This window comes from Massilia sp. W12 (assembly GCF_037300705.1).
Lineage (GTDB): Bacteria > Pseudomonadota > Gammaproteobacteria > Burkholderiales > Burkholderiaceae_D > JACPVY01.
Genome location: NZ_CP147776.1, coordinates 1,774,238 through 1,791,976 on the forward strand (window position 1 = coordinate 1,774,238; position 17,739 = coordinate 1,791,976).

The 17,739-nt window shown below is 58.9% G+C and carries 17 protein-coding genes; 16 read left to right on the top strand and 1 reads right to left on the bottom strand.

Features of this window, described 5'->3' with window-relative positions:
• The first annotated feature begins 35 nt into the window (after positions 1-35).
• The gene (locus V8J88_RS07165) at positions 36-602 is read left to right on the top strand and encodes a PEP-CTERM sorting domain-containing protein (protein WP_338848684.1); all 567 of its coding nucleotides are present in this window, start codon (positions 36-38) and stop codon (positions 600-602) included.
• A gap of 262 nt (positions 603-864) precedes the next feature.
• The gene (locus V8J88_RS07170) at positions 865-1,614 is read left to right on the top strand and encodes a methyltransferase domain-containing protein (protein WP_338848685.1); all 750 of its coding nucleotides are present in this window, start codon (positions 865-867) and stop codon (positions 1,612-1,614) included.
• A gap of 14 nt (positions 1,615-1,628) precedes the next feature.
• Here the strand turns inward: V8J88_RS07170 and V8J88_RS07175 are convergent, their stop codons facing one another.
• Positions 1,629-3,005 (bottom strand): CoA transferase, encoded by a 1,377-nt coding sequence (locus V8J88_RS07175; protein ID WP_338848687.1) that lies wholly within the window; start codon positions 3,003-3,005, stop codon positions 1,629-1,631.
• Between the two features lie 520 nt (positions 3,006-3,525).
• Here V8J88_RS07175 and rpsB point away from each other — a divergent pair.
• The 14 genes from rpsB to lpxB all read left to right on the top strand — a co-directional run bounded on the left by rpsB (position 3,526) and on the right by lpxB (position 17,712).
• A complete protein-coding gene (rpsB, locus tag V8J88_RS07180) occupies positions 3,526-4,284 on the top strand; it encodes a 30S ribosomal protein S2 (RefSeq protein ID WP_338848689.1) in 759 nt (252 codons plus the stop codon).
• A 130-nt stretch (positions 4,285-4,414) separates the two neighbouring features.
• Complete coding sequence (gene tsf, locus V8J88_RS07185) at positions 4,415-5,323, top strand: translation elongation factor Ts (RefSeq protein ID WP_338848690.1); 909 nt, start codon at positions 4,415-4,417, stop codon at positions 5,321-5,323.
• 130 nt (positions 5,324-5,453) lie between these two features.
• Entirely contained in the window at positions 5,454-6,191 is a 738-nt protein-coding gene (pyrH, locus tag V8J88_RS07190; protein WP_338848691.1) for a UMP kinase, read from the top strand.
• 125 nt (positions 6,192-6,316) lie between these two features.
• Positions 6,317-6,877 (top strand): ribosome recycling factor, encoded by a 561-nt coding sequence (gene frr, locus V8J88_RS07195; RefSeq protein ID WP_338848693.1) that lies wholly within the window; start codon positions 6,317-6,319, stop codon positions 6,875-6,877.
• Between the two features lie 145 nt (positions 6,878-7,022).
• Positions 7,023-7,787: a polyprenyl diphosphate synthase gene (gene uppS, locus V8J88_RS07200; RefSeq protein ID WP_338848695.1), complete on the top strand. Its 765-nt coding sequence runs from the start codon at positions 7,023-7,025 to the stop codon at positions 7,785-7,787.
• Positions 7,788-7,790: 3 nt separating this feature from the next.
• Complete coding sequence (locus tag V8J88_RS07205; protein WP_338848696.1) at positions 7,791-8,648, top strand: phosphatidate cytidylyltransferase; 858 nt, start codon at positions 7,791-7,793, stop codon at positions 8,646-8,648.
• On the top strand, positions 8,645-9,826 hold the full coding sequence (gene ispC, locus V8J88_RS07210) for a 1-deoxy-D-xylulose-5-phosphate reductoisomerase (protein WP_338848697.1): 1,182 nt from the start codon (positions 8,645-8,647) through the stop codon (positions 9,824-9,826). The genes V8J88_RS07205 and ispC overlap by 4 nt, the downstream gene beginning before the upstream one ends.
• A gap of 15 nt (positions 9,827-9,841) precedes the next feature.
• A complete protein-coding gene (gene rseP / locus V8J88_RS07215) occupies positions 9,842-11,224 on the top strand; it encodes an RIP metalloprotease RseP (protein ID WP_338848699.1) in 1,383 nt (460 codons plus the stop codon).
• Positions 11,225-11,300: 76 nt separating this feature from the next.
• Entirely contained in the window at positions 11,301-13,640 is a 2,340-nt protein-coding gene (gene bamA, locus V8J88_RS07220) for an outer membrane protein assembly factor BamA (protein WP_338848700.1), read from the top strand.
• A gap of 108 nt (positions 13,641-13,748) precedes the next feature.
• On the top strand, positions 13,749-14,246 hold the full coding sequence (locus V8J88_RS07225; protein ID WP_338849845.1) for an OmpH family outer membrane protein: 498 nt from the start codon (positions 13,749-13,751) through the stop codon (positions 14,244-14,246).
• Positions 14,246-15,307: a UDP-3-O-(3-hydroxymyristoyl)glucosamine N-acyltransferase gene (lpxD, locus tag V8J88_RS07230; RefSeq protein WP_338848701.1), complete on the top strand. Its 1,062-nt coding sequence runs from the start codon at positions 14,246-14,248 to the stop codon at positions 15,305-15,307. Before V8J88_RS07225 ends, lpxD begins: the two co-directional genes overlap by 1 nt.
• Positions 15,304-15,780, top strand: a complete 477-nt coding sequence (fabZ, locus tag V8J88_RS07235; protein ID WP_338848703.1) for a 3-hydroxyacyl-ACP dehydratase FabZ — start codon at positions 15,304-15,306, stop codon at positions 15,778-15,780. The genes lpxD and fabZ overlap by 4 nt, the downstream gene beginning before the upstream one ends.
• On the top strand, positions 15,777-16,565 hold the full coding sequence (lpxA, locus tag V8J88_RS07240; protein ID WP_338848704.1) for an acyl-ACP--UDP-N-acetylglucosamine O-acyltransferase: 789 nt from the start codon (positions 15,777-15,779) through the stop codon (positions 16,563-16,565). The genes fabZ and lpxA overlap by 4 nt, the downstream gene beginning before the upstream one ends.
• Positions 16,549-17,712, top strand: coding sequence for a lipid-A-disaccharide synthase (gene lpxB, locus V8J88_RS07245; protein ID WP_338848705.1), 1,164 nt, complete (start codon positions 16,549-16,551; stop codon positions 17,710-17,712). Before lpxA ends, lpxB begins: the two co-directional genes overlap by 17 nt.
• Positions 17,713-17,739: the final 27 nt, after the last annotated feature.

The window sequence follows — 17,739 nt, forward strand, 5'->3', positions numbered from 1 at the left end:
CACCATTTTCTCACCATCCAATCACAGGAAAAAATATGCGTAATCTGATCTCCGCCCTCGTTTTGAGCATCGCCAGCCTCGGCGCCCAAGCCGCCACCGTGTTGCCGAATGGCAGCCTGCTGGATCTGGGCTTGTTCGGCCCCGGCTCTTACCGTCTGACCGCCAGCGGCACGATTGATTTGTGCGGCGACAGCAGCTTTACGATGGGGCCGGACGGGCGCCCGGTCAGCAGCGTGACTTGCGGCCATTATGGGAGCGTGTTCAATCCGGACGGTTCGTATATCGCCGACGGCACAACTGGCCGCGCTGGCATGAACGCCAAAATCGGCGCCTTGATCGGCACCTTCAACGCCAACGCTTACACCGGCAACAACCCGAATGCCGCCCAAGCCGATGACTGGTTTTTGATCGGCTTTGATAAGACTATCAATCTGACCCAGGCCGGCCATATCTATGCTTCGGTGAACGACACTTACCACCCGAATAACATCGGGGCCTTCCAGGTGAATGTGCAAGCGGTGCCGGAAGCGCAAACCTGGGCCATGATGGCCGGCGGTCTGGCTTGCCTGGCCGCCTTTGCGCGTCGCCGCAAAGCTGCTTAATATAAGCTGCGCCGGCTTGCTGCAAGCCGGCGATTAAAAGCCTTCCTCCAGTCGCAGGCTTGAATCAAGCCTGCGTCAAACGCTATAATTCCGACCCGTCGCAGGCCACGATGCTGCCTGCAGGCTCAACGCCAGTCCTGTTTTCAGCCGGCCCGCCCGGCAAGCCTTTTTCCCTTTGTTTTGTTTCGCAATGTGCGTATGCGCATCGCATTGTTTTTCTATTTAATTCTTATAAATAATCTTTAAGAAAGATTGCTTTTATATGCAAGCTCAATACGCTCACGCTCCTGATTATGCGCATATCTTTGACCAGCGCGCCGATGGCTACCACGCCGCCATGCGCTTAATGCCGCAGGCGCGCCGCGCCGAATTCACCACCCTGTTTTCCGAGATTCCTCTGCAAGCACATGACAGCATGCTGGACATACCCAGCGGCGGCGGCTATCTGCAACATTATCTGGATACGCCATGTGCGATTCAATGTTTTGACTTCAGCGCCGGGTTTGCGCACGAAGGCGGCGCGCATGTGCAAAAAATCGACGCCCACGCCCCATTCTGGCCAATCGGCGTCGCCAGCCGCGTGGTGAGTCTGGCCGGCTTGCACCATTTTGATGATCCGCTCGCCGCCGTGGCGCGTTTATTGCGCCATGTGCAGCCGGGTGGCGTGCTGCATGTGGCGGATGTGGCGCAAGACAGCCCGCAAGGCGCCTTCTTGAATGGTTTTGTCGATCGTTACAACCCGCAGGGACATAAAGGTAATTTCTTCCCCACCGCGCGCAGCGCCTGGCCGGCGGATTGGCGCATCAGCCGCTTGCGCCAGGAAAACATTCCCTGGGTGTTTGCCGATGTGCAAGCGATGTGCTGGTTTTGCTGCAATCTGTTTGGCGTGCCGCTGCAGCACGCTGCGGCGCTGCAAGCCGAATTGGCGCGCCTGCCCGGGTATACCGAGTATGCAGACCGCTGCGAATTGCATTGGTCTTTGTTGTATCTGGATGTGCATGCGCCAGCCTGAAGCGGCTCTGCGCATTACGCCAGCCAGTGCGGCGCATGGCTGCCCGGCGCCATCGCCGGCAGCCGATAGCGCGCCGGCGTATCGCGCAGCTGCGCGCTGTGGCGCAGCGCTTGCATGCGGCCAAAACCGCTCGCGCTGCACTCTGTAAAAGGCAGATGATCCGGCAGCGGGAATGCAATGCCATCGCTGATCTGTCCCAGGCTGCGCAGCCATTGCGCAGTTTGCGCCAGCGAGACCTCAACCGCCCAGCTGCCGCCTTCCTGGATTTGTTTAAGCAGCGCGGCTTGCGCCGCATATGCGATTAAAAAGCCGCTCGCGTAATCCAGAATCTGCACCGGCAGCGCCTTGGCTTGCGCGCTGCCGAAGGCTTGCGCTTCGGCATGATTAAAGCCGCTCGCAGTTTGCACCAGCGAATCAAAGCCGCGCCGCTGCGCCCATGGCCCCGTTGTGCCATAGGCGCTGAGCGAGACGGCGATGATGCCGGGACGCAGCGCGGCCAGGCTGCCCGCCTCAAACCCCAATTGGGCCAAGCCGCCGGGACGGTAGCCCTGAATAAAAATATGGCAATCGCGCAGCAGGGCGCGCAAGGCGTCCTGGCCGGCTTGCTGGCGTAAATCTAATAGTGCAGAGCGCTTGCCGCGCGACATATCCATCAGCGCGTTGATATTCGTCAAATGCGGCGCATTGATCATCAACACATCCGCGCCATGCGCCGCTAAGGTGCGCGCGCCGACCGGGCCGGCGATGATGCGGGTCAGATCCAGCACACGCACGCCGGACAGCGGCTGTTCGCCTGCGCCAGGCAAGTTCAGCGGCGGCGCCGCGCCAATTTTGCGCAGAGTCAGCAAGGGTTGCGCCGCCAGCGCAGCCGCTTGCGGGTGCATGTCCCATTCGGCAAAGCTGCGCATGGCCGAAACCACCAGCCCGCGCGCATTGGCGGCCTCTTCAAACGCTTGCGCGCGCCAGCTTTGCAGCGCGCGGATGACATCTTCTTTTTCCGCGCTGGCGGCTGACAGCCCCAAAATATCCAGCGCACCGTCGCGGTGATGAGGGAAATTGGCGTGAATCCGCACAAAGCCATCCTGACAGGGATACAGGCCGGAAAATTTTTCCCACGCCGCCGGGGTATTGCCATCCACACTGAACCAGCCGCAACACTCCATGGCCGCCGCCAGCATATCCACCGCCACCGCTTGCCGGGGCGCGCCGCGCACATGATGCAACTCCGCCGCCGCCAAGGCCGCCGCCGCCACCGTCGCCTGCGCTGCTGCGCCGACCCGAAAAGACGAGGGCAGCACCGGATCGGCGCCAGTGAGCGTCAGGTAGTTGAGCGCGGCAGGGGGAAGTTGTAAAAGACGCCAGAGATCGGCGGTGATGTCATGGGTAGGCATGGAGGGGTGGGGTAAAGATGAAGACAATGAATTGTATATCGCGTGCATTGGATGTTCTTGTGTGCTGAAGAGTGCTTGGAAATTTTGGTCTCTATTCAGCCGCTGCGCTAAGGAAATGCTGATTTAATGAGCTGGACGATTTCTGGTCGCGCCGCATTCAGCTTCAATCCTCACAATTTTAGAACTCTCCCCCCGTTCGCTGAAACGCCTCAATTCGACGTGGCGCCTCAGCATGCCTATCCAATTCCAGATGTGCACCCCTCATTGCGCCAGTTGGTATCGCGACGCAACAAACCCGCTGCGCAGCTCGCAGTTTCACTGTGCACTGCAAAAAAATTTCCCGAATCTTGAACACAAGCCCGCGAATTCGCGTAAAATGCCGCGCTGCTTCAGTTGGCGTGCGTGATTGAAAAATCCGCCCCGGCTGAATGCATATTGTTAAACGCGAACCGCTTCGCCAAGGGTGCCGCCAGGATGGCGGTGACTGAGCCGGTTCAAGAACCAACCCTAAGGAAATATTATGTCCGTCACAATGCGTGAAATGCTCGAAGCCGGTGTCCACTTTGGTCACCAAACCCGTTTCTGGAACCCGAAGATGGCTTCTTACATCTTCGGTCAACGCAACAAGATTCATATCATCAACCTGGAAAAGACCATGGTCATGTTCCAGGAAGCGATGAAACATATCCGTCAACTGTCTTCCAACCGTGGCACCATCCTGATGGTGGGCACCAAGCGTCAAGCGCGCGACATCATTGCGCAAGAAGCGCAGCGCGCCGGCGTGCCTTTCGTTGACCAGCGCTGGCTGGGCGGCATGCTGACCAACTTCAAAACCATCAAAAGCTCCATCAAGCGTCTGAAAGACATGGAAGCCGCCATCGAAGAAGGCGCGCTGGAAAAAATGTCCAAGAAAGAAGCCCTGATGTTCCAACGCGAATTGGAAAAGCTGCAAAAGTCCATGGGCGGCATCAAAGACATGAACGTGCTGCCTGACGCGCTGTTCGTGATCGACGTCGGCTACCACAAAGGCGCTGTGACCGAAGCCGCCAAGCTGGGCATCCCGGTGATCGGCGTGGTTGACACCAACCACAACCCGGAAGGCGTGACCTATGTGATCCCGGGCAATGACGACTCCTCCAAAGCGATCGCGCTGTACGCCCGTGGCGTGGCAGACGCAATCCTGGAAGGCCGCGCCAACGCCACCACCGAAGTGATCGAAGCCATCAAGTCCAACGCCACCGGCGACGACTTCGTGGACGAAGAAAACGCAGACGCCTGATGCCCCAAGGCGGCATGCCGCCGGCAACAGCAAGAAAAGGGGGCCAGGCTGGCCCCTTTTTTTGAATCAGATTCATATGTTGAGTAGCGCTTCATGAGAGCGCAAAGTTTATCGAAAACAGGAGAAAAACATGGCCGCAATTACAGCAGCGATGGTAGGTGAGTTGCGTGGCAAGACCGACGCACCGATGATGGAATGCAAAAAAGCGTTGGTGGAAGCTGAAGGCGATATGGCGCGCGCGGAAGAAATCCTGCGTGTGAAACTGGGCGGCAAGGCTGCCAAAGCTTCGGCCCGCATCACCGCTGAAGGCACAGTCGCTGTGTACGTCGAAGGCGGCGTGGCGGCGCTGGTGGAAGTCAACTGCGAAACCGACTTCGTGTCCAAGAACCCGGAATTCCAAGCCCTGGCTGACGCCGCCGCCAAACTGGTGGCCAAGCACAACCCGGCTGACGTGGCTGCGCTGGGCGCGCTGGAAGTTGACGGCCAATCGCTGGAAGCGATCCGCGCCGCTCTGGTGGGCAAGATCGGTGAAAACATGAGCTTCCGCCGCTTCAAGCGTTTTGAAACCGCTGACAAGCTGGCTTCTTATTTGCACGGCACCCGCATCGGCGTGATGGTGGAAATCGCCGGCGGCGACGAGCAAGTCGGTAAAGACGTGGCGATGCATATCGCTGCCATGAAGCCGGTGGCCCTGTCTTCGGATCAAGTGTCGGCTGAGCTGATCGAGCGTGAGCGCAGCGTCGCCACCCTGAAAGCACAGGAAGATAACGCCAAGCTGGAAGCTGAAGGCAAATCGCGTCAATCCGACGAGATCATTGCCAAGCGTATCGAAGGCGCAGTGCAAAAATACCTGAAAGAAGTGTCGCTGCTGAATCAGGCTTTCGTGAAAAACGACAAGCAAACCGTGGAAGCGATGTTGAAAGCCGCCGGCGCTACCGTCAAATCCTTCACCCTGTATGTGGTGGGCGAAGGGATTGAGAAGAAGGTGGATGATTTTGCCGCTGAAGTGGCGGCGCAGGTTGCAGCAGCCAAGGGTTGATGCAAACAGCAAAACGGGCCGCAAGGCCCGTTTTTTTAAGCTGTGCTGCGCCGCATCCCGGCGCAGGTTGTTGAATGTCTGAGCGCTGTTGCGCATCGCGCCTTAGCGCTCGCCACCATGAGGAATACAGATGAGCAATTCCAGCCAGGAAGCAGGCAAACCCGTTTATAAGCGCGTGCTGCTGAAATTGTCGGGCGAGGCCTTGATGGGTGAAGATGCCTATGGCATCAACCGCGCCACGATTGAGCAAATGGTGAAAGATGTGGCGGAAGTGGCCAAGCTCGGCGTCGAGCTGGCGATTGTGATCGGGGCCGGCAATATTTTCCGTGGCGTGGCCCCGGGCGCCAAGGGCATGGACCGCGCAACTGCCGACTATATGGGCATGCTGGGCACGGTGATGAACTGCTTAGCCCTGGCGGACGCGATGCGCCAGGCTGGCATGACCGCGCGCGTGATGTCGGCCATCAATATTGAGCAAGTGGTGGAGCCGTATGTGCGGCCCAAGGCGCTGCAATATCTGGAAGAAGGCAAGATCGTGGTGTTTGCCGCCGGCACCGGCAATCCGTTTTTCACCACCGACACCGCAGCGGCCTTGCGCGGGGCTGAGGTGAGCGCGGAAATCGTGTTGAAGGCGACCAAGGTCGATGGCGTGTACAGCGCTGATCCGAAAAAAGACCCGAACGCCACGCGTTACGCCACCATCAGCTTTGATGAAGCCATCACCAAGCATTTGCAAGTGATGGATGCAACGGCCTTTGCCTTGTGCCGCGACCAGAAATTGCCGATCAAGGTGTTTTCCATCGTCAAGCCCGGCGCCTTGAAGCGCGTCATCATGGGCGAGGATGAGGGCACCCTGGTGCACGTCTGAAAGTGTGGCGGCGGGCCTGTGCGGCCCGTTTTGCCTGCTTCTGCTTGCGGCGAAACGTCGCGCCGGCGCGCAATGTAATACAATGCGCTCCTTTGGAGTGCAGCATTTCTATTCAGGAGGGCTTTATGGCCTTGGCAGATATCAAGAAAAGTACTGAACAAAAAATGAATAAGTCGATCGAGACGCTCAAGGCCAATCTGGCCAAGGTGCGCACCGGTCGCGCCCACCCTGGCATTCTTGACAGTGTGATGGTGGATTATTACGGCAATCCGACGCCGATCAATCAAGTCGCCAATCTGACCCTGATCGACGCCCGCACCATCGGTGTGCAGCCGTGGGAAAAGAAAATGCTGGGCGCGATTGAAAAAGCGATCCGCGATTCGGATCTGGGCTTGAATCCGGCCAGCTTTGGCGAAATGATCCGCGTGCCGACCCCGCCTTTGACCGAAGAGCGGCGCAAGGAAATGGTGAAATTGGCCAAGGGCGAAGGCGAGGACGCCAAAATTGCCGTGCGCAATGTGCGCCGCGACGCCAATGAAGCGCTGAAAAAGCTGCTCAAAGACAAGGCTTGCACCGAAGACGAAGAGCGCCGCACCCAGGAAGAAATCCAGAAACTGACGGATAAATTCGTCGCCGAAATCGATAAAACGGTAGCGGAAAAGGAAAAGGAAGTGATGACGGTTTGAGGTCATCGCGCGCCGCCGTGCAGGCGGCCCGTGTCAGCGGCAGGCCGGCCCGGCTTGCCGTTTTTTCCTGGTTTTCGGGCAGCCCGGGCCGCTGGCGGCAAGCGGTGTGCAAATGCGCCGGGCAGTCTTTGGATAGATTTTTCACATGATATTTACCAGTTCGACGAAGGCGATTCCTGCTGTCAGTAAAGTGCCGCGCCATATCGCCATCATCATGGATGGCAATGGGCGCTGGGCCACCAAGCGCTTTATGCCGCGCGTGGCCGGCCATGTCAAAGGCGTGGATGCGGTGCGCGGCATCGTTGAAGCCTGCGTCGAACGCGGCGTCGAATACCTGACCCTGTTTGCCTTCAGCTCGGAAAACTGGCGCCGTCCGCAGGATGAGGTTTCACTCTTGATGAAGCTGTTTGTCACCGCGCTTGAGCGTGAGGTGGCAAAGATGCACGCCAACAATATCCGCTTGCGGGTGGTGGGCGATTTGAGCCGTTTTGAGCCGCGTTTGCAGGAATTGATTGCGCAGGCCGAGCGTAAAACCGCCAACAATACCCGCTTGACCGTCACCGTCTGCGCCAACTATGGCGGGCGCTGGGACATTATGCAGGCCATGGGCAAATTGCTGGCGCAAGGGATGCCGCCGCCCGCAGCCGGCCCTTTGCCTTTCTCGGAAGAGCAGCTGGCCGAACATCTGGCCCTGTCTTTTGCGCCGGAGCCGGATTTATTCATTCGCACCGGCGGCGAGCAGCGCGTTTCAAATTTTCTGTTGTGGCAGCTTGCATACACCGAATTTTATTTCTGCGACACCTTCTGGCCGGATTTTGATGGCGCCGCCCTCGATCTGGCGATTGCTTCCTACCAAGAGCGCGAACGGCGTTTTGGCCGCACCAGCGCGCAACTCGAACAAGGTGAGTAAAGCATGTTAGGCACACGCATTCTGACAGCCATTGTTTTGCTGGCGCTGATTTTGCCGGCGCTGTTTTCCGGCTACTATGCGGCGTTTGCGCTGCTGGCCTTTGTGTTTTACGCCGCTGCGATCTGGGAAAGCCAGCGTCTGTTTTTCAGCCCGCGCCCCAAATTGCAAATCGGCATCTGGTGTTTTGCCTATGCGCTGGTGCTGGGCATTCCACAGCCCGCCGGTGAGAAATTCGGCGGCGTCTCGATTTTATTCGCGCTGGCTTGCGGCATCTGGGCCTTGCGCCTGAGTCCCAAATTGAATCTGGGCTTGCCGCCCGCCGATTCCCTGGCCAACCGTCTGCTCTCCAATATCTATAATCTGAGTCTGCTGTGCTGCTTTATCGCCCTGGCGTATCTGCAACAGCGCTCGCCGGTGTATCTGGTCTCAGCCATGGCGCTGGTGTGGGTGGCGGATATCGGCGCTTATTTTTCCGGGCGCACTTTTGGCCGGCGCAAGCTGGCGCCTTCGATTTCGCCGGGCAAATCCTGGGAAGGGGCGATTGGCGGCGCGCTGATGGTGCTGGCGCTTTCCAGCGCTGTGGTGTTGGCGGCCCCGTCCTATCCGTGGATGCATGACACTTTCGTGGTGTATCTGCAGGCGCGCTGGGGCTGGCTGGCCTTGATTCCGGCTTTGCTCTTGATTTGCGCCGCGTCGGTGGTGGGGGATTTGTTTGAATCCATGTTGAAACGCCGCGCTGAGATGAAAGACTCCAGCAATTTGCTGCCGGGACATGGCGGGGTGTTAGACAGAATCGACGCCTTGATCCCGGTCTTGCCGCTGGTCGGCCTGTTTGATTTCATGTTGAGGCAGCCGGCATGAAGCAGCGGATTACCATTTTAGGGGCCACCGGCTCAATCGGCATGTCCACCCTGGACGTGATTGCGCGCCACCCTGAACAATATGAAGTGTTTGCCTTGAGCGCGCACAGCCGTGTGGCGGAATTGGGCGATTTGTGCCTGCAATTTGCGCCGGCTTTCGCGGTGGTCGATACGGCGCAACAGGCGCAGGATTTGCAGGCCCGTTTGCGTGCGGCGGATTGCCGCACCGAAGTGCTGTACGGCGCGCCGCAGCTCGAAGCGGTGGCCGCCAGCAGCCAGACTGATTGCGTGATGGCGGCGATTGTCGGCGCGGCCGGCCTGGCCCCGGCGCTGGCGGCGGCGCGCGCCGGCAAAAAGATTTTATTGGCGAATAAGGAAGCGCTGGTGATGTCGGGCCGCATCTTTATCGATGCAGTGGCCGCCGGCGGCGCGACCCTGTTGCCGATTGATTCCGAGCACAATGCGATTTTCCAATGCCTGCCGGGCGATTTTGCCCACAGCGCGCCGGCGCGCGCCGGCGTGGCCAAAATTTTGCTGACCGCTTCCGGCGGGCCGTTCCGCACCCGGGCGCTGGAGAGTCTGGCCGCAGTCACGCCGGAAGAAGCGGTGGCGCATCCGAATTGGGTCATGGGGCGCAAGATTTCGGTCGATTCCGCCACCATGATGAATAAGGGCCTGGAAGTGATCGAGGCGCACTGGCTGTTTGCTGCGCCGCCCGAACAAATCGAGGTCGTGATTCATCCGCAAAGCGTGATTCATTCCATGGTCTCGTATGTGGATGGCTCGGTATTGGCGCAGATGGGCAACCCTGATATGCGCACCCCGATTGCGCACGCGCTGGCCTGGCCGCACCGTATCGTTTCCGGCGTGGCGCCGCTCGATCTGGCGGCGGTGGCGCGGCTGGATTTTGAAGCCCCTGATTTCACCCGCTTCCCCTGTTTGAAACTGGCGTATGAGGCTTTGCATGCCGGCGGTACGGCGGCGGCGATTTTAAACGCCGCCAATGAAGTCGCAGTCGAAGCGTTTTTGGCGCGCCGCATCGGTTTTCGTCAAATCGACGCCGTGCTGCAAGCTGTGTTGGCGCAAGTGGCGCATGCGCCGGTGGCGGATCTGGATCATTTGCTGCAACAAGACGCTGCTGCGCGTCGCGCCGCCGCTGCCTATATCGCGGCGCATTAAACCCGGGGCGCGCAAATGCAATCCCTGCAAACCGGCCTGTTTTATCTGCTGGCCTTTATTTTTGCCTTTTCGCTGCTGGTGCTGTTCCATGAATTGGGACATTATCTGGCCGCGCGCGCCTGCGGGGTCAAAGTATTGCGCTTTTCGCTGGGTATGGGACGGGTGCTGTTTGCGCGCAAACTGGGGGCCGATCAAACCGAATGGGCGCTCTCGCAATGGCCGCTGGGCGGTTATGTCAAATTACTGGATGCGCGCGACCCGGAGCAGCAAATTTTGCCGCAAGACGCCGGGCGTGAATTCACCGCCAAGCCGGTGGGCAGCCGCATGTTTATTTTAGCCGCCGGCCCGGCCGCCAGTTTTTTGCTGGCGATTTTACTGTTCTGGTTTTTGAATCTGGTCGGCACGCAGGAGCCGGGCACGCTGTTGCGCCAGGTGGCCCCGAATACGGCGGCGGCGCAGGCCGGATTAGAGGGCGGCGAGCGGGTCTTGCGCGTCGATGATCAGGACGTGCGCAGCTGGAGCGCGTTGCGCAAGCAAATCATGCTCGCGGTCTTAGAGCGCAAGCTGATTGTGCTGGAGGTGGCCAGGCTTGGGGTGGATGGCTTGCCGCTGGATGCGCGCCGGGTGCAGCTCGATCCGGGGGCGATTTCCGCCGCTGATCTGGAGCAGGGCGATTTTATGAGCAAGCTGGGCCTGGAAATGGCGCGCAAGCCGGCGCGCTTAGATACGGTCGAGCCGGGCGGGGCAGGGGCCAAAGCCGGCTTGCAAAGCGGTGACGTGGTGCTGCAAGTCGATGCCCAGCCTGTGCCGGATGGCATGCGCCTGGTGCAATTGGTGCGCAATGCGCCGGGCCGCGAATTGCTGTTGCAGGTGCAGCGCGGCGGCCAGACGCTGGAAGTGCGCGCCACGCCGGTAGCGCAAACCGATGCCAAAGGTAGCAGTATTGGCCGCTTGCAAATCGGGCTTGATCCGGCCCCGCGCGATATGCAGCTGCTGCGCTACGGCCTGTTTGAAGGTTTATACCTGGCCTGCGCCGAGACTTGGGACATGAGCATCATGTCCCTGAAGATGCTGGGCAAGATGCTTACCGGCCAGCTGTCATGGCGCAATCTGACCGGGCCGATCACGATTGCCGACTATGCGGGACAAACCGCAAGCATCAGCTGGCAAGCGTATTTGCACTTTATCGGCTTTATCAGTTTGAGTGTGGGTGTGATGAATTTGCTCCCGGTTCCGATGCTGGATGGGGGGTATTTGCTGTATTATTCGCTGGAGCTTTTGCGTGGCAGACCTTTGCCGGAAAACATCATCGAATTTGCTCAGCGTGCAGGCTTTTGCATACTGATAGGCATGATGTTTTTAGCACTGATCAACGATGTGGCGCGTCACCTGGCATGAAGGGTTATGCCAGGATGGGAGCGCATTTGCATTCCGGCTGCGACAAACCGAACAATTTTTTTGCAAGTTTTAACCGATGAAATTTTCTTTTCAGCGTTTCCCCGTGCTGCGTAAAAGCACGTTCGCTCTTGCAGCGCTTGCGCTTTGTCAGTCCGCTTTCGCGGTGCAACCCTTCACCGTGCGCGATATCCGCGTGGAAGGGATTCAGCGCACCGAAGCCGGCACCGTGTTCAGCTATCTGCCGCTGCGCGTTGGCGATGTGTTCAACGATGAAAAGAGCACAGCCGCGATCAAGGCCCTGTACGCCACCGGCTTTTTCAAAGATGTGCGCATTGAAGTCGAAGGCGACGTGCTGGTGGTCTTGCTCGATGAGCGCCCGGCGATTGCCGGCGTGGACTTCACCGGCATGAAAGAGTTTGAAAAAGACACCCTGACCAAGGCCCTGAAAGACATCGGCGTGGCCGAGTCGCGTATTTTCGATAAGGCTTCGGTCGATCGCGCGGAGCAGGAGTTAAAGCGGCAATACCTCTCGCGCGGCTTGTACGGTGTGAAAATCACCACCACCATCACGCCGCTGGAGCGCAATCGGGTCGATATCTCGTTTATCGTCGATGAAGGCGAAGCGGCGCGCATCCGGCAGATCAATTTCATCGGCAACAAGTCGTTTAAAGACAGCGAGTTGCGCGATCAGATTTCGCTCTCCACGCCGGGCTTGATGACCTGGTACAGCAAGGCCGACCAGTATTCCAAGCAGAAACTGACCGCTGACATTGAAAGCCTGCGCTCTTTCTACCTCAATCGCGGTTATCTGGAAATGAATATCGAATCGACCCAGGTCTCGATTTCACCGGATAAAAAAGACATCTACATCACCATCAATCTGGCCGAAGGCGAGAAATACAATGTGGCCGGGGTGAATTTTGAAGGCGAGATGTTTGGCCGCGAAAGCGAGCTGCGCGCCTTGATGCGTCTCAAAGCCGGCGATGTGTTCTCCGGTGAAAAGCTGACTGAGAGCACGAAAGCGATTTCTGATCGTTTGGGCACGTTTGGCTATGCCTTCGCCAACGTCAACGCCAATCCGGATATCAACCGCGAGAAAAAGGAAGTCACCTTCACGGTGCAAGTCGATCCGGGCAAGCGCGTGTATGTGCGCCGCATCAATATCGGCGGCAACACCAAGACGCGCGATGAAGTGATCCGGCGCGAATTCCGCCAGTTTGAGTCGTCCTGGTATGACGGCAACAAGATCAAAGCCTCGCGCGACCGGGTGGATCGTCTGGGCTATTTCAAAGAAGTCAATATCGAAACCCCGGAAGTGCCGGGCACGCCTGACCAGGTCGATGTGAATTTGAGCGTGGTGGAACGTCCCACCGGCAACTTCCTGATCGGCGCCGGTTATTCGCAAGCGGATAAGCTCACGCTGTCAGGCTCGGTGCAGCAAGCCAACTTCGCCGGCAGCGGCAAGACGGTGGGGATTGATATCAACACCAGCAAAGCCAACCGCACGGTCAGCTTTTCGCAAACCGATCCGTATTGGACGGATGACGGCGTGATCCGCAGCTACGATGTGTATCTGCGCACCACCAACCCGAATACCTCTTCGGTCGGTAATTACAAAATCAAGACCGCCGGCGGCAAGATCAGCTTTGGTGTGCCGTTCTCGGAAGTTGATACTGTGTTCTTTGGCATCGGCTATGAGCGCAACCGGGTTGAGACCGATGAATCCAGCCCGCTGGTGTATCAGAACTACACCGCCACCTTTGGCAATGTGTATATTGACGAATTCGGCTTCCGCCATGGTCTGGCGCGGGTGAATTCGGTGCCGCTGACTGCCGCCTGGCAGCGCGACAGCCGCGACAGCGCGCTGACGCCCTCGATTGGCCGTTATCAGCGCGCCAATCTCGAATTGGATTTTGTCGGCAACGTCAAATACTGGCGCGCCACCTATCAGCACCAGTATTACATGCCGCTGCCGCGCAAGATGACGCTGGCGATGAATGGCGAAATCGATTACGGGCGCGGTTTGCGCGGCAAGCCATATCCGGTGTTTAAAAACTTCTACGCCGGCGGCATCGGCTCGGTGCGCGGCTATGAAACCAGCACCCTCGGGCCGCGCGACGTGAATGGCGATGCAATCGGCGGCGCCGCCCGCATCTTCGGCAATCTTGAATTACAATTCCCCTTCCCTGGATCGGGCACAGACCGCAGCTTGCGCTGGTTTGCCTTCGTGGATGCCGGCAATGTGTTTGCCGAACGGGAAAAAATCCGCTTGCAGGATTTGCGCGCCTCGGCTGGTTTGGGCTTGAGCTGGATATCACCATTCGGCCCCTTGAAACTGAGCTATGGCAAACCGCTTAACGCCAAGCCGACAGACCGTTTACAACGCTTCCAATTCCAAATCGGCAGCGGTTTCTGATCACAAGCGGGCTTTCTGCACAGGCAGCGGCCCGCAGGCATTTCACATTTTCGGAGAATTAAGTTGAAGTCGCATAAACGTTCACGCATTGCTTCACTCAGCACAGCTTTGATCCGCCCGGCCAGCCTGGGCCTGTTGGCCCTGGCCAGCGCGTTTGTCACCCCGGCGGCGCTGGCGCAGGAATTGAAGATCGGCTTTGTACGCGCTGACCGCATCAGCGAATCCGCCCCGGCCAAGGCCGCCATCGCCAAGCTGGAAAAAGAGTTTTCCCCGCGTGACAAAGAGCTGCAAGACATGGCCGCGCGCTTGAAAGTGATGTCTGACAAGCTCGATAAAGACATGCCGGTGCTCTCAGAATCCGAGCGCGTGCGCCGTCAGCGTGAATTGGCTGATCTGGACAAGGAAATCCAGCGTAAAAACCGCGAATTCCGCGAAGATCTGGCGCAGCGCCGCAATGAGGAAATCGCCGCCGTGTCCGAGCGCGCCAATAAAGTGATCAAGCAGATTGCGGAAAAAGAAAAATATGATCTGATTCTGCAAGAAGCCGTGCATGCCGGCCCGCGTGTGGATATCACCGACAAGGTGTTGTCCATTCTGAACAAGTGATGCAGGCAGAACGTATGCGCGCCACCTTAGCGCAATTGGTGGCGCGCTTCGGCGGTGAATTGCATGGCGCGCCGGAACTGGAAGTGGCTGGCGTGGCGCCGCTGGAGTCAGCCGGGCCGGCGCAGATCAGTTTTTTATCCAATCCCCGATTCAAGCACAAGGCGGCCAGCTCGCAAGCCGCCGCCTTGATTGCGCCGCCGGCTATGCAGCAGGAATTGCAAGGCTATGGCGGGGCCTTGATCTTGCATCCGAATCCCTATCTGTATTACGCCTGGCTGTCGCAATATTTTGCGCCGCCCGCGCCGCTGCGCGCCGGCGTCGCCCCCAGCGCTGTGCTGGGGCAGGATGTGGAAATTGATCCGAGCGCGCAAATCGGGCCGCAAGTGGTGCTTGAAGACGGGGTGAAAATCGGCGCGCGGGTGCGGATTGACGCCGCCTGCGTGATCGGGGCCGGGGTTGAAATCGGCCCGGATACGCATATTTTTCCGCGCGTGGTGGTGTATGCCGGCTGTGTGATCGGCGCGCGCTGCACCCTGCATGCCGGCAGCGTGATCGGGGCGGACGGCTTCGGCTTTGCCAATGACGCCGGAGCCTGGGTCAAAATCGCCCAGACCGGGCGGGTCGTGATCGGCGACGATGTGGACATCGGCGCCAATACCTGTATCGACCGCGGTGCACTGGATGACACCATCATCAGCAATGGCGTCAAGCTGGATAATCAAATCCAGATCGGTCATAACTGTAAAATCGGCGCACATACCGCGATGGCCGGTTGCGTCGGCGTAGCCGGTTCCGCCGTGATTGGCAGCCATTGCACCTTCGGCGGCGCGGCCATGGTGCTGGGACATCTGGAAATCGCCGACCGCGTGCATATTTCCTCCGGCAGCATGGTCACGCGCTCAATTCATGAGCCGGGCCAATATACCGGGCTGTACCCGCTGGCGAAAAACAGCGAATGGGAAAAAAGTGCGGCGGTGGTGCGCAATTTGGCGTCCTTACGTGAGAAAATCCGCGCGCTTGAAAAACAATTGAAGTCTCTCAACCCACAGAATCCATCATGAACAGTCTCGATATTCAGCAAATCAAAAAATTGTTGCCGCACCGCTATCCGATTCTGTTGGTTGACAGAGTGTTGGATATGGAGCCGGGCAAACGCATCACGGCCTTGAAAAACGTCTCGGCCAATGAAGAATTTTTCAATGGCCATTTCCCGCACAAGCCGGTAATGCCGGGCGTGCTGATGATTGAAGCGCTGGCGCAAACCGCTGCGCTGCTCTCCTTCGCATCAGCCAATATTTCCGCCGATGAAAATTCCGTTGTGTACTTTTTAGGGATTGACGGCGCGCGCTTTAAGCGCCCGGTAGTGCCTGGCGACCAGCTGAAAATGGATGTGGAAATTGTGCGCGTGGCGCGCGGCATTTGGAAATACAAGGCGGTCGGTTCAGTGGACGGCCAGGTGGCGGTGGAAGCTGAATTGATGTGCACCATCAGAAGCGCAGACGATCCGAGCCAGAACGCGGCGGGGAATGCATGACGCAGATCCATCCCACCGCACTGGTTGATCCGGCGGCTGAGCTGGGAGAGGGCGTGTCGATTGGCGCGTATTCCATCATCGGACCGCATGTCAGCATCGGCGCCCACACCGAGGTTGGCCCGCATGTCGTGATTGAAGGCCACACCACGATTGGCCAGCACAACCGTTTTTTCCAGTTTTCCTCCATCGGCGCCGCGCCGCAGGACAAGAAATACAAGGGCGAACCGACCCGCCTGGAAATCGGCGACCGCAACACCGTGCGCGAATTTTGCACCTTCAATCTGGGCACGGTGCAAGATGGCGGCGTCACCCGTCTGGGCAATGACAACTGGGTGATGGCGTATGTTCATCTGGCGCATGACTGCCAGATCGGCAACAACATTATCTTCGCCAACAATGCGCAATTGGCCGGCCATGTCGAAGTGGGCGACTGGGTGATTTTGGGTGGCTTCACCCACATCCATCAATTTTGCAAAATCGGCCCCCACGCCATGACCGGCATGGGCTCCTGCTTAACGCAGGACGTGCCGCCGTTTGTGGTGACTTCCGGCAATCCAGCCGCAGCGCATGGCATCAACAGCGAAGGTTTGAAGCGGCGCGGTTTTGCGCGCGAGCAAATCAGCGCGCTGCGCCAGGCGTATAAACTGATCTACAAATCCGGTTTGACGCGCGAACAGGCATTGCGCGCGCTGCAGGAACTGGCCGCGCAACAGGCCCACAGCCAGCAATGGATTGCCCTGGTGCATGATTTTTTGGAACGCTCGCAACGTGGCATCGTGCGCTGACAGCCAGGCATTGCAAATCGCCATGGTGGCGGGCGAGGCGTCCGGCGATTTGCTGGCCGCGCGCCTGTTAAGCGGCTTGCGTGTCGCCGCGCCGCAAGCCGTCACGCATGGCATTGGCGGGCCGAAAATGCAGGAACTCGGGTTTCGCAGCGACTTTCCGATGGAAAAGCTGTCAGTGCGCGGCCTGTTTGAAGTGCTGGCGCATTATCGCGAGATCAAAGGCATACAAAACGCCTTGCGCGCCCAGCTGCTGCAAGAAAAACCGGCCGTATTTATCGGCGTCGATGCGCCTGATTTCAATCTGGGGCTGGAAGCCGCCTTGCGCGCCGCCGGCATTCCCACCATGCACTATATCGGCCCCTCGATCTGGGCCTGGCGCGGCGGGCGCATCAAAAAAATCAAACGTGCGGTCTCGCATATGCTGGTGGTGTTTCCTTTTGAGCCGGAAATCTATCAAGCCGCCGGCATCCCCGCCACCTATGTCGGGCATCCGCTGGCGCAAGTGATTGCCCTGGCCCCGGATCTGGCGGCGGCGCGCACCCGCCTGGGCTTGCACGCGGCGGCCCCGGTGCTCACCGTGTTGCCCGGCAGCCGCATGTCCGAACTCAAATACAATAGCGCCGCCTTCGTCGCCGCTGCGCATTTACTGGCCAAACGCGCGCCGGGCTTGCAAATCGTTTTGCCGCTGGTGTCCGCCGCGCATGCCGATTATCTGCGCGCACTGCTGGCCCAGGCCGGCGTATCGGCAGATGGCCTGCAGATTGTGATCGGCGGCTCATATGATGCGATGGCGGCAGCCGATGTGGTCTTGGTCGCCTCCGGCACCGCCACCCTCGAAGTGGCCTTGCACAAAAAGCCGATGGTGATTGCCTACAAAATGATGGCCGCCTCCTGGCATATCTTAAAACACATGGGATATCAACCCTGGATCGGCCTGCCGAATATCCTGGCGCGTGAATTCCTTGTGCCCGAACTGCTGCAGCACGCCGCCACCCCGCAAGCCCTGGCCGACGCCTTGAGCGCGCAATTGGCGCGCGACGCCGCCCCGCTGCAAAAGCGTTTTCTCGACATGCACCACAGCCTCTTGCGCGACAGCGCGCAGGAAGCCAGCCGTGCCGTGTTGCAAGTGATCAAGGCCGGCGCATAAACCCCGGCCACCTGACGATGGTAAAAG

Bases quoted from the DNA above. Each gene is read 5' to 3' on its own strand.
- V8J88_RS07165 (WP_338848684.1), top strand. From the start codon at position 36: ATGCGTAATCTGATCTCCGCCCTCGTTTTGAGCATCGCCAGCCTCGGC.
- V8J88_RS07170 (WP_338848685.1), top strand. From the start codon at position 865: ATGCAAGCTCAATACGCTCACGCTCCTGATTATGCGCATATCTTTGAC.
- V8J88_RS07175 (WP_338848687.1), bottom strand. From the start codon at position 3,005: ATGCCTACCCATGACATCACCGCCGATCTCTGGCGTCTTTTACAACTT.
- rpsB (WP_338848689.1), top strand. From the start codon at position 3,526: ATGTCCGTCACAATGCGTGAAATGCTCGAAGCCGGTGTCCACTTTGGT.
- tsf (WP_338848690.1), top strand. From the start codon at position 4,415: ATGGCCGCAATTACAGCAGCGATGGTAGGTGAGTTGCGTGGCAAGACC.
- pyrH (WP_338848691.1), top strand. From the start codon at position 5,454: ATGAGCAATTCCAGCCAGGAAGCAGGCAAACCCGTTTATAAGCGCGTG.
- frr (WP_338848693.1), top strand. From the start codon at position 6,317: ATGGCCTTGGCAGATATCAAGAAAAGTACTGAACAAAAAATGAATAAG.
- uppS (WP_338848695.1), top strand. From the start codon at position 7,023: ATGATATTTACCAGTTCGACGAAGGCGATTCCTGCTGTCAGTAAAGTG.
- V8J88_RS07205 (WP_338848696.1), top strand. From the start codon at position 7,791: ATGTTAGGCACACGCATTCTGACAGCCATTGTTTTGCTGGCGCTGATT.
- ispC (WP_338848697.1), top strand. From the start codon at position 8,645: ATGAAGCAGCGGATTACCATTTTAGGGGCCACCGGCTCAATCGGCATG.
- rseP (WP_338848699.1), top strand. From the start codon at position 9,842: ATGCAATCCCTGCAAACCGGCCTGTTTTATCTGCTGGCCTTTATTTTT.
- bamA (WP_338848700.1), top strand. From the start codon at position 11,301: ATGAAATTTTCTTTTCAGCGTTTCCCCGTGCTGCGTAAAAGCACGTTC.
- lpxD (WP_338848701.1), top strand. From the start codon at position 14,246: ATGCAGGCAGAACGTATGCGCGCCACCTTAGCGCAATTGGTGGCGCGC.
- fabZ (WP_338848703.1), top strand. From the start codon at position 15,304: ATGAACAGTCTCGATATTCAGCAAATCAAAAAATTGTTGCCGCACCGC.
- lpxA (WP_338848704.1), top strand. From the start codon at position 15,777: ATGACGCAGATCCATCCCACCGCACTGGTTGATCCGGCGGCTGAGCTG.